Here is an 11074-nt window from a genome sequence, read left to right on the forward strand (position 1 = left end):
ATGTGAAGTATCAGGAGCAGGAAGAACGAAAAGAAGATGGCTCGACTGATTTGAAGTTGTTTTGACGAATACCTCTTTCAGAGGTTAGAATAAAGCCCCCACCTTAGGTGGGGGTTGTTTACTTAAGCGACCCTGGCTTTCTCGTTAGCAAAAGGATTTACCAGCAAGGCGATCAGGATCACCAGCACGCAACCAATCGGATTTAACCATAAATAAGCCACCCAGCCAAAATATCCCATTACACAAATGATAGCCTCGGTAATCACAGCGGCTATAAATACAGCCGTGCCCCCTACCCTTTTTACGTAAAACGCCACTACAAACACCCCTAATATGGTGCCGTATATGTATGACCCCAGCTGATTAACAGCCTCCAGTAAATTTCCCATTTTACCGGCATAAAGCGCCATCGCAACGCAAACCAACCCCCAAAATATAGTTGCAAGGCGTGATGCCAGGAGATAATTCTTATCAGTTGCGTCTGAATTAACAATCCGTTTATAAATATCTACCACACTGGTTGATGCCAGCGAGTTTAATGCGCTGGCGGTTGACCCCATCGACGCTAAAAAAACTATGGCTATCAATAAGCCGATTAATCCTTTAGGTAAATAGTGGGTCACAAAATTCAGAAATACATAATTGGTATCGTCGGTATCGGCCTTTTCGTTGTTCTTTTTCATCAGGCCGATGCTTTCCTTGCGGATACCCGTAACCTGCTGATCGGCATCTTTTAGATCTGCCTGCGCCTGGTCTATCTTATTTTTGTCTTTACTATCAATTGCCGTAATCAAATCATTCGCTTTTGCTTTACGCTGCTCAAAGGCAGCGGTATACTTTCCCTCCAACGCTTCATACCGGCCTGCGTAAGCGCTTTCTTTTATTTGTTTAACCTCATACTGGTTAAAAAACATGGGTGGCCTGTTAAACTGGTAAAAAGCAAAAACCAGTACCCCTATTAACAGGATGCAAAACTGCATAGGTATTTTTATCAACCCGTTCATGATCAAACCCATCCGGCTCTGGCCTACTGAACTGCCTGTTAAATACCTGCCAACCTGGCTCTGGTCGGTACCGAAATATGAAAGCTGTAAAAAGAATCCCCCAATTATACCGCTCCATATATTATAGCGGCTGTTGGGGTCAAATTTCCAGTCTATCACATTCATCTTACCCATTTTGCCGGCCAGTTTAACGGCATGAGCAAAGCCAATATGATGCGGCAGCAATACCACAACCAAAGCACCCGCCGCAAACATGCCTAAAAATATGATGCTCATTTGCAGCAGCTGGGTATACGATACCGCTTTGGTGCCACCCAGTACTGTATAAAAAGTAACCAGCCCGCCAATAAACACCGTGGTGTAAGTGGTATTGATATTTAAGATGATAGATAATATAATAGCCGGTGCATAAATAGCTATCCCGGTTGACAGGCCGCGCTGAATTAAAAACAGAAGTGAAGTTAGTGCCCGGGTTTTCAAATCAAAGCGCTGCTCTAAAAACTCATAGGCCGTGTATACTTTAAGGCGATGAAATATCGGCACAAAAGTAATGCACAGTACGATCATGGCCAGCGGCAAACCGAAGTAAAATTGCACAAAGCGCATTCCGTCGCTGTAAGCCTGCCCCGGAGCCGACAAAAAAGTAATGGCGCTGGCCTGCGTAGCCATCACAGAAAAACCGATATGATACCAGGATAATGAGCGGCCGCCCATCAAAAACTGATCGATATTTTTATTGGCGCCGCTTTTCCATAACCCATAAACTACGATAAGCAGTATGGTGGCGCCAAGAACGATCCAGTCTGTTAAGCTCATTTAAGATAAATGGTAATGAGCCAGAAAATTATAATTAAAAAAACCAGCCATCCGGCTACAATGCCGTAAAACTGGTTCCAGTTTCGTATAAATGAAGGCAGCTCAGGATCAGGCTTCTTCACTGCTTTTAGCCAATACATTCACGAAGAAGGCCGCAGTTAAAAATCCTAAAATACCACCTACTAATATCCATATAAACGATACGTTGATAATTGCACCGGTAAAAAGGCCGCTCAATATACCTACCAGGTAATAGATGTAATTTAAACTCTCTTTTTCTGCTTTTGGATGATGTTTCATAATGTTATTTACGTAGTACGTGCAAAAGTAATTTATTATATGATGCGTAACAATAGGTTGATGAAAAAAAGAGTGTGCTGCCGGGCAACGAATCGATGGTTCGCAATCGTTCAGAATCACAGACTAATTATACTACCTTGGCTTACTCAACAAATTAACAAACAACCTATAGGCCCCCGGTACACCGGCCGGCAGCTCCCTGAAAAAATCAAGCGAGGTATAAATAAACCGGCCCTTACCGTAATCGCCCACTATCAATGAGCCCGGGTTTGGCGCTTCGCCCGGGTCATTCATGTTCAGGATAGTTTTATAATGGCTATCAATACCATTTACAAAATAAAGGCCGCGCTCCTGTATCCAACCCTCAAAATCTGCATCAGTAATTTTATTGGGGTAGTTAAGGACGGGGTTCTGTGGATCTATAACGGTTACTTTGGCGTTCTCATCAGTAACGCGCGAGTTACCTATCCTAAAAGGATAGGGCCCAACCTGGTTCAGCACCAATGGCGAAAACACGTTGTACTGCACTACCATATTGCCGCCGTTTTTTACATAATCCATCAGTTTAGGCTGCTCAACCACCAGGCGCGGATTGACGTTATAGGCGCGCACGCCGGTAACTATGGCGTCATAAACAGACAGGTCAGTATTCGTGATATCGTTTTCGGTAAGCTGGTGTACGTCATACCCAATTTGGGTTAAGGCCTCGGGCACCACGTCCCCGGCCCCGGCTATATAGCCAATTTTTTTACCCGCAGTTTTCAGGTCGATATTGATGAGTTTAGCTTCTGCGGGTGGGAATAAGGTTATGGCAGGTATATGGTCATAAGCAATACGTTGTATGCCCATGCTCCATTCTTTACCGCCGATATTAACAACGGCCTGCAAAACACTATTCCCCGGCTTGCTATCTGTCGGCACCACGGTAAATGATTCTACCCATTCAGCGCCTTTGGCTTTACCGGTAAAATCTATTTTTTCCGGCGAGATCTTCCACCCTGCTATCGGTTTCAGACTGATGCTGCCGCTGGCTTTGGTAAAACTTTGCAGTTTTATTTGTACGGTTTGCGGTTTTTGCGAGCTGAAAATATAGTCCTTATTTGCAATATTGGCGGTAACCGGCGGAGCCACTACAAGCGGTGCGTAAATTTCGCCTTTGGCCTGGTCAACGTATTTATAGACCAGCTTCCGTTCAAAAAATATTTTCCTGCCCTCCCAGTCGAATCCAAACCTTACCCTGGGATAATCGGGGTTTTCAGGGCTGCCGGCCAAAGTATCATTTGCCAGGGTATATGTTCCTAAATCATGCGGCTTACTTAACCAATAAGGCTGCGTAATTTTAGCAGCAATCTTCGCCGTTCCTTTATTTATTGTGTCTCTCCAAAACTCATTGGGAGCAAGCGCATAGCCTTTGGTATCAACTATAGAATTTGCATATCCCGGTGCCGTACTAATAGTGTATTCAGAAATCTTTAGTTTATTTGCAGTATATAAGTTTGAAACCAAGCTTATACTATCCCCCACAGCATAATACGGTTGCATAGCGTACGACTCAAACCATAATCCCGCGCATGCAGCTATCAGATCTTTTATTTCCCTGGTTTTTTGGCTACGCCAATAGGTATCATTAATCTGCTCTATTTTTGTTAAAAGGGCAACCAGGGCAGGCACTGAATTATCCGGGTGCTCTGCGTCAAAATTCTTTTTAATACCAGCCAAATCTGTCGCAATAACATCACCGCCTTTCACCCTGCTCCAGGTAGTATTAACCCCATCCATCAAATCATTAACCGGCGCTTCCCCTAAAATGGTCTTAAAATATTCGAACAAGCTACCACGTTGCTTAGCGCTGCCAAAGCCCTGTGTTTTATGGTTCGACCGGCTATCGGCAGCAACCTCGCCATAGCCTTTACCAATAATGGGGTTGTACACGCCAACATCAATTTTAAACTGATTGGGGGCTGTTGTATTGGTGGTACCAAAATTAAAGGTGTTCCACAACAGGCGCTTTACCTGCCAGGTTTGTACATATTTTAGTTGCTCCGGGAACCGTGTCGGATCAGCCGCCGCCTTAAAAGCTTCACCGGCTATAATGGCCGACGAGGTATGGTGACCGTGGCCGCCCTCGCCGGTGGTTGGGAAACGACAGATAATTACATCGGGCCTGAATTTACGGATCACCCAAACCGCATCGCCCAGCACCTTTTCATGATCCCAGATCCTCAGGGTCTCTTCGGGCCCCTTAGAGAAACCAAAATCATTGGCGCGGCTAAAAAATTGCTCGGCGCCGTCAACCCTGCGCGCTGCTAAAAGTTCCTGGGTGCGTATCAGCCCTAAAATTTCGCTTTGCTCATTGCCTATCAGGTTTTGGCCGCCATCACCGCGGGTTAATGACAGGTAACCGGTACGGTAGTGCTTCTCCTGCGCCAGGTAGGCCAGCAGGCGGGTGTTTTCATCGTCAGGATGTGCCGCCATATACAACACGCTGCCCAGCACATTCAATTTTTTAAAGCTTTGTTGTATGGTTACCAGATCAGACGGCGGGGCGGTTTGTGCAAATGCAGCGGTAGATAGGAGCAAAATCGCGGCAAGTATTTTGATAGGCTTCATAAGCATAAATATAGGCAAAGAAAATTTTGACGTGTTATTGTATCAATAATAAAACAATTAGCCGACAATAACCTTATTAATCAAAAGCTATTAATCGATTGATTAATTTTTTGTTATTGAAAATCAGAGACTTACAAAATTAACATAAAAATAATTTTACTTTAATCAATCGTTTGATTAATTTTGTGGTGTTAAAAGATTATGGATAAAGATAAAATAGATAAAAAAGACCACATTCTGGATGTAGCCGAGCGCGTATTTTCAGAAAAAGGTTTTGACGGCGCATCAACCCGGTTGATATCGGGTGAGGCCGGGGTTAATATGGCCATGCTGAACTACTACTTCGGCTCGAAAGAAGGACTGTTCCTGGCTGTGTTTGAACGTAAGATCGCATCTTTTCAAAACATTTTGCAAAACCTGGGTAATGACGGCAGCATGAAAGCCTGGGCCAAAATGGAGCAGTACATTGAAATGTATGGCGATAAAGTGGTAAGTAACAACTGTTTCCAAAAACTTTTATACCAGGAAATGGGTATGAATAGAAGGAATGACTTATCAGACAAACTCCGCGATATGTTATTAAGAAACGTATCCGAATTGGATAAGATCTTACAGGAAGGCATTGCCAACGGAGAGTTTAAAAAAGAAATAGACATACCGATGGTAATAGCGGCCCTTTACGGCACTAAAAACTATATCATTAATACACCAATGATGTCATCGCCCCTGCTGGGTTATGATATCCGGGATGACGACATGATTGAAACCCGATTGAAGCCGCAGATAAAAAGCTTCATGAAAAGTTTACTAAAAGCATACCTACTCAACTAACAACTATGAATATACAATTGAATACATCTCACAAACTACATCTCTGCAAGCTACCTGTTTTAGCTGTGGCGCTATCGATTTTGCTGATGTCGCTGGTTTCAAAAAAAGCTTCGGCCCAGGATAAACCGCTGACAATAAGCGAAGCCATCCAATTAGGATTAAATAACAGCAAGGTTTTAAAACTGTCACAATCACGGATTGATGAGGCGGTGTCGCAATACAACCAGGCTAAAGACAAGGCGCTGCCTACCGGATCAGTAAGTTTTGCTTATAACCGTGCAGAGATTCCTTATAACACGTTAAACTTTGGTTCAAGCACCATTGGCTTACCCAAAAATGCAAATGCCTATTTAGGTATAGCTTCATTAAACGAAACTATTTTTGCCGGCGGCAGATATAAATACGCTCAGGAATCTACGCAGCTGTTAACCAGCATATCGCGCCTGGATGCAGAGAAAGATAAGGATCAGATCACTTACGAGATCATCAGCGCGTATTATAATTTATACAAAGTGCTGCAGAGCCAGAAAGTAGTTAACCAAAACCTGGAAACTATTGATGCGCAGATCCATCAGTCGCAGCGCTTTTTTGACCAGGGCCTGGTTACTAAAAATGATGTGCTGCGTTTTCAGTTACAACGCTCAAATGTTGAACTAACAGGCATTGACCTTGAAAGTAACCGTAAGATCATTAATTATAATTTGAATATCTTATTGGGCTTGCCTGAAAGCACCCGGTTAACGATTGCCGAAATACCCATGGCAAAAAGATCAATTGGTACTTTGGCAGACTATATAGACACCGCGATAACCAACCGCCACGAGCTTAAACAGCTTGAGCTGCGTAACAAGTATGCCGAAACCAATATTAAAACCATCAATGCCAATACCACGCCTACTTTGGCCGCATCGGCAGGTGCTTATTATATTGATGCAAGCGGCAACCCGCTGCCACGCTCGGGTAACTTTATTACGCCTGTAACCATTGGCTTAACCGCCGCCTGGAACTTTGGCGCCCTCTGGACCAACAAAAACAAACTGGCCGAGGCCCGCATACAACGCGACGAGGTAAGCATTAACAAAGGCATTACTTTGGATAACGTGAAGAACGAGGTTAACCAAAACTATCAAAACTATATGGTAGCGCTGGATAAGATCAAACTTCTGCAAACATCAATAGAGCAAGCCGGCGAGAACAACAACATCTTAGCATCCAAATACAAAAGCAACATCGCGTCAGCAACAGATAAGGCCGATGCCGAAACATTACTTTACCAGGCCGAGATCAATTTAGAATTAGCTAAAGCTGATGCAGGACTGGCTTATTATACTTTATTAAAATCAACCGGAAAACTTAACAAATAATACAAACACACATGGCAAAGCAAGAAACTAACGAAAACGCACCAGCAAAAAAACCTAACAGAGTATTACCCATTATATTAGGGATCGTACTTTTAGGGGGTATCATTTTCGGGATAAAAGAATATATATACTACGGCAAACACGTTGATACGGACGACGCACAGGTTGATGGCGATATAAGCCCGGTTGTGGCACGTGTTGGCGGCTATGTTGACAGCATTTACTTCGAAGAAAATATGCATGTTCAAAAAGGCCAGATACTGGTAAAAATCGATCCGCGCGATTACAAGGTTAAATTAGAGCAGGCACAAGCCGCGCAAGTTGGCGCAAGTGCAGGCGTTAATGTCGGCCAGTCGCAGATCTTCACCACCGCATCAAACTCGGCGGTTGCCAAAGCTGGCGTGGTATCTGCACAGGCACGTTTAGATAAAGTTAGCAAAGACTACCAGCGTTTTGCCAACCTGGTAAAAGACGGCTCAATAACCCAGCAACAGTTTGATCAGGCAAAATCTGATCTGGAAGTTGCACAGGCCAACTTAAATGCTGCAAGAGACCAATACAAAGCGGCTGTACAACAAATTGGCACCACCCGCGATCAGTTAAAAGTTACCAATACCGGTGTTAGCCAAAAGCAGGTTGATGTTGATTATGCCAAGTTACAATTAAGCTATACTGACGTTAAGGCGCCTGCAGATGGGATAGCATCAAAAAAGAATGTGCAACTGGGGCAGTTGGTACAGGCCGGTCAGACTCTGTTCTCAATTGTTAATGACAACAGCTTATACATTACTGCCAACTTTAAGGAAACTCAACTGGAGAAAATTAAAAACGGCTTAAAAGTGAATATTGAGGCTGATGCTTATCCTGATTTGAAAATAGAGGGAACGGTTTACAACTTTGCACCTGCTACCGGTGCCAAATTCTCTTTATTACCCCCGGATAACGCCACCGGTAACTATGTTAAAGTGGTACAACGTATCCCTGTTAAAATAAAAATAAACGCATCAAAAGATGTTTTGGATAAACTGCGCCCGGGCATGAGCGTGAACGTATCTGTTATTACTAAAGACTAATTATAATGGCTGAAACTGGCTTTAAAAAATGGATCATTACCATCACGGTGATCGTAGCTTCGTTGCTGGAGCTTATTGATACCACGATAGTAAACGTATCCTTACCGGTTATCCAGGGCAACCTGGGTGCTACCCTGGAGGACGTTGCCTGGGTAGTTACCGGATACGCGGTTGCAAACGTAATTGTACTCCCCATGTCGGGGTGGTTAGGCAGCCGCTTCGGACGTAAACAATATTTTATAACTTCTATCATTGTATTTACCATAGCGTCATTTTTATGCGGTAATGCAACCGGAATGGACGAGCTGGTTATCTTCCGGATACTGCAGGGACTTGCCGGTGGTGGTTTGATATCAACATCGCAGGCTATATTGGTTGAAACCTGGCCACGCGAGCAAATAGGCACCGCGACAGCACTATTTGGTTTGGGCGCAGTAGTAGGCCCTACTGTGGGCCCTACCATTGGTGGCTATATTACCGACCACGCTAACTGGCGCTGGATATTTTATGTAAACATTCCTGTAGGTGCACTGGCTGCGTTTTGCGCCTACACCTTCATAAACGAAACACCCAAGGAGGCAAAGGGTAAACCTATCGATTGGTGGGGCATTGGCCTACTTGCCGTTGCGGTTGGCAGCTTACAAACGATATTAGAGAAAGGCGAATCAGAAGATTGGTTTGCTACCACTTATATCCTGGTTTTAACAGTAACTGCTGTATTGGGAGTTATCCTTTTTATCTGGCGTGAATTAAGTACAGACCACCCGATAGTAAACTTCGGTATATTGCGGCACCGCAGCTTCGCGGTGGGTATGTTTACCTCGTTTATATTAGGGTTTGGTTTATATGGCTCAGTGTTTGTGTTCCCGGTATTTTGCCAGAACCTGTTGGGTTTCTCAGCACAGCAAACCGGCGAGCTGCTGTTTCCCGGTGGTTTATGTACCATTGTAATGATGCCGTTTATTGGTAAGATGCTTAATAAAGGTATCCCGGCGCAATTTATGGCGACAGGGGGTATGTTCTTGTTCTTCGTGTTTACTTTTATGCTCAGCAAGTCTACATTAGCTACCGGCCAGGCAGATGTGTTAATACCCTTATTGATAAGAGGTGTTGGTATGGCGTTGTTATTTGTACCGTTAACCACCTTAGCTATCGCCGATTTAAAAGGTGCCGAACTTGGCCAGGGCACCGGCTTAAACAACATGATGCGCCAATTGGGCGGATCATTTGGTATAGCCGTGTTAACTACCATCATACATATACGCACAGGTTTTCACCGCAGCAACCTGTTAAGCAATATTAATCCGTATAACAATACCTTTATTGATAATTTGCATTCGATACAGCAGGGTTTTATTATAAAAGGCAAATCGGTCTCCGATGCTTTACATATGGCTTATGCTGCTATGGAAGGTAAGGTGGTAAGGCAATCATTATTGTTAACCTATGATGATGCGTATTACATATCAGGACTGGTAATGTTATTTTCAATACCGTTGCTGTACCTGCAACCATTTAAAAAGAATGCCAAAGTGCCAACAGATGTGCACTAAAAAGAAAAGCCGTTCCCCTATGAAAGGAACGGCTTTTTTTTTCAAAAAAATCAACAATTAAATTTTAGTATTGCGTCCCCGATACGGCTTTTCCTCACAACAAAAAAAGTATCCTCGCAGGACTTGTTTAAATCTTAGCCATAAATTTAGGAGTTTTTAATTAACAAAACCTATTTTTATTTGCCTTAAATGAAATTATTTTCATTTGCTTTAAAACGCAGTGAATACTGTTTATTTATTCCGAATATTACCGGCAGCACTGATAAGCAGGGCTGCTTTTTTTATATTTGAGCAATGACAATCATACACGCGCTGCAAACCTGGTGGCTACAACAATCGTTACTTGAAGTAATTGGCGTTATAACCGGGTTGTTATGTGTTTACCTGGCCGCTAAAAATATTATCTGGAACTGGCCCTTCGCCATTGTAAGCGTGGGGATCTACATTTTTATCTTCTACGAAAAAAACCTGTTTGCCGATATGGGCCTGCAGTTTTATTTTATGGCCATGAACATTTACGGCTGGTATTTCTGGAGCAAAAAACCGGCATCTGCAGATAAAACCCCGGTATTGCGTGTAAAAAGGCGCGAAGTTATTTTATCAGTGCTGGCCATCATCGTATTTACTTTTATATTAGGGTCGCTGTTAAAATACACAACAGCGTCTTTCCCCTACCTGGATAGCTTTTGCACCGCCTGCAGTTTGGTGGCTCAGGTTTTCCTGGCAAGGAAGGTACTGGAGAACTGGCTGATATGGATATTTGTAGACATTATTTATGTAGGCGTTTATATTTATAAAGACCTGCACCTTACTGCAGTAATGTATGCTATTTATGTAGCAATAGCTTTGCTGGGATATTTAGATTGGAAGAGAGATTGGAAAAAGCAAGTGGCCTAATCATTTTAATTGTGAGAAACGAGATCAAAAAAATTGCTGTAGTAGGCCCAGAATCAACGGGTAAGTCAACCATGTCTGCCTACCTGGCCGATCATTACCAAACCATTTGGGTGCCCGAGTTTGCCCGTGAATATTGCGAAAAACTAACCCAACCGCCAACCTGGCAGGACGAGATCAATATGTTTCACGGACAGCTGGCGCTTGAAAAAGAGCTGGTTCCCCAAGCCAATAATATTTTAATTTGCGACACCACCTTTATCACCGTTAAGATCTGGAGCGATGAAATTTTTGGCCGATCTCCGCAGGAAGTGCTGGATGCATTACCCAATCATCAATATGACCTTTACCTGCTTTTAAATATCGACCTGCCCTGGCAGGATGACCCGCTGCGCGATTTCCCCCATAAGCGCGAACATTTTATGGGCGTTTGGCATAAAGAGCTTGACGCCTTAAATGCCAGGTATATATTGATAAGCGGTACCGGCACTGACCGGTACGAAAACTCTGTTAAAGCCATTGATGCTTTTCTGGAAAAGCAAGCGTAACACCGTGTTAGGGATAGAAGCGGATACCGGCCTGCGGCTAAGGCCTGAAGGCGTATAAGCGGATAGCCGGCCCCGATTAAA

At 43.6% G+C, this 11074-nt stretch carries 9 protein-coding genes; 6 read left to right on the plus strand and 3 right to left on the minus strand.

From position 1 onward, the window contains the following. Positions 1-122: 122 nt before the first annotated feature. The 3 genes from LJ658_RS08960 to LJ658_RS08970 all read right to left on the minus strand — a co-directional run bounded on the left by LJ658_RS08960 (position 123) and on the right by LJ658_RS08970 (position 4730). A complete protein-coding gene (locus tag LJ658_RS08960; protein ID WP_230546153.1) occupies positions 123-1820 on the minus strand; it encodes a sodium:solute symporter in 1698 nt (565 codons plus the stop codon). A gap of 108 nt (positions 1821-1928) precedes the next feature. Next, a complete protein-coding gene (locus tag LJ658_RS08965; protein WP_230546154.1) occupies positions 1929-2120 on the minus strand; it encodes a hypothetical protein in 192 nt (63 codons plus the stop codon). Between the two features lie 132 nt (positions 2121-2252). Next, complete coding sequence (locus LJ658_RS08970) at positions 2253-4730, minus strand: PIG-L family deacetylase (RefSeq protein WP_230546155.1); 2478 nt, start codon at positions 4728-4730, stop codon at positions 2253-2255. Positions 4731-4931: 201 nt separating this feature from the next. On the opposite strand from LJ658_RS08970, the gene LJ658_RS08975 reads away from it, so the two are divergent. The 6 genes from LJ658_RS08975 to LJ658_RS09000 all read left to right on the plus strand — a co-directional run bounded on the left by LJ658_RS08975 (position 4932) and on the right by LJ658_RS09000 (position 10993). Further along, entirely contained in the window at positions 4932-5561 is a 630-nt protein-coding gene (locus tag LJ658_RS08975) for a TetR/AcrR family transcriptional regulator (protein WP_230546156.1), read from the plus strand. 5 nt (positions 5562-5566) lie between these two features. After that, the gene (locus LJ658_RS08980; protein WP_230546157.1) at positions 5567-6925 is read left to right on the plus strand and encodes a TolC family protein; all 1359 of its coding nucleotides are present in this window, start codon (positions 5567-5569) and stop codon (positions 6923-6925) included. Between the two features lie 11 nt (positions 6926-6936). Then, the gene (locus tag LJ658_RS08985; protein WP_230546158.1) at positions 6937-7998 is read left to right on the plus strand and encodes an HlyD family secretion protein; all 1062 of its coding nucleotides are present in this window, start codon (positions 6937-6939) and stop codon (positions 7996-7998) included. A gap of 5 nt (positions 7999-8003) precedes the next feature. Further along, positions 8004-9551 carry a DHA2 family efflux MFS transporter permease subunit gene (locus LJ658_RS08990; RefSeq protein WP_230546159.1) on the plus strand — a complete coding sequence of 516 codons (1548 nt, stop codon included), beginning with the start codon at positions 8004-8006 and terminating at the stop codon, positions 9549-9551. Positions 9552-9845: 294 nt separating this feature from the next. Next, on the plus strand, positions 9846-10448 hold the full coding sequence (gene pnuC, locus LJ658_RS08995; RefSeq protein WP_230546160.1) for a nicotinamide riboside transporter PnuC: 603 nt from the start codon (positions 9846-9848) through the stop codon (positions 10446-10448). A gap of 11 nt (positions 10449-10459) precedes the next feature. Further along, positions 10460-10993 carry an ATP-binding protein gene (locus LJ658_RS09000; protein WP_230546161.1) on the plus strand — a complete coding sequence of 178 codons (534 nt, stop codon included), beginning with the start codon at positions 10460-10462 and terminating at the stop codon, positions 10991-10993. Positions 10994-11074 lie beyond the last annotated feature (81 nt).

Source organism: Mucilaginibacter sp. UR6-11 (assembly GCF_020880695.1).
Taxonomy (GTDB): Bacteria; Bacteroidota; Bacteroidia; order Sphingobacteriales; family Sphingobacteriaceae; genus Mucilaginibacter.

What these genes read in the sequence shown, in the direction of transcription:
- LJ658_RS08980 (WP_230546157.1), top strand. Translation starts at nt 5,567, where the DNA reads ATGAATATACAATTGAATACATCTCACAAACTACATCTCTGCAAGCTA.
- LJ658_RS08970 (WP_230546155.1), bottom strand. Translation starts at nt 4,730, where the DNA reads ATGAAGCCTATCAAAATACTTGCCGCGATTTTGCTCCTATCTACCGCT.
- LJ658_RS08985 (WP_230546158.1), top strand. Translation starts at nt 6,937, where the DNA reads ATGGCAAAGCAAGAAACTAACGAAAACGCACCAGCAAAAAAACCTAAC.
- LJ658_RS08965 (WP_230546154.1), bottom strand. Translation starts at nt 2,120, where the DNA reads ATGAAACATCATCCAAAAGCAGAAAAAGAGAGTTTAAATTACATCTAT.
- LJ658_RS08990 (WP_230546159.1), top strand. Translation starts at nt 8,004, where the DNA reads ATGGCTGAAACTGGCTTTAAAAAATGGATCATTACCATCACGGTGATC.
- LJ658_RS08960 (WP_230546153.1), bottom strand. Translation starts at nt 1,820, where the DNA reads ATGAGCTTAACAGACTGGATCGTTCTTGGCGCCACCATACTGCTTATC.
- pnuC (WP_230546160.1), top strand. Translation starts at nt 9,846, where the DNA reads ATGACAATCATACACGCGCTGCAAACCTGGTGGCTACAACAATCGTTA.
- LJ658_RS08975 (WP_230546156.1), top strand. Translation starts at nt 4,932, where the DNA reads ATGGATAAAGATAAAATAGATAAAAAAGACCACATTCTGGATGTAGCC.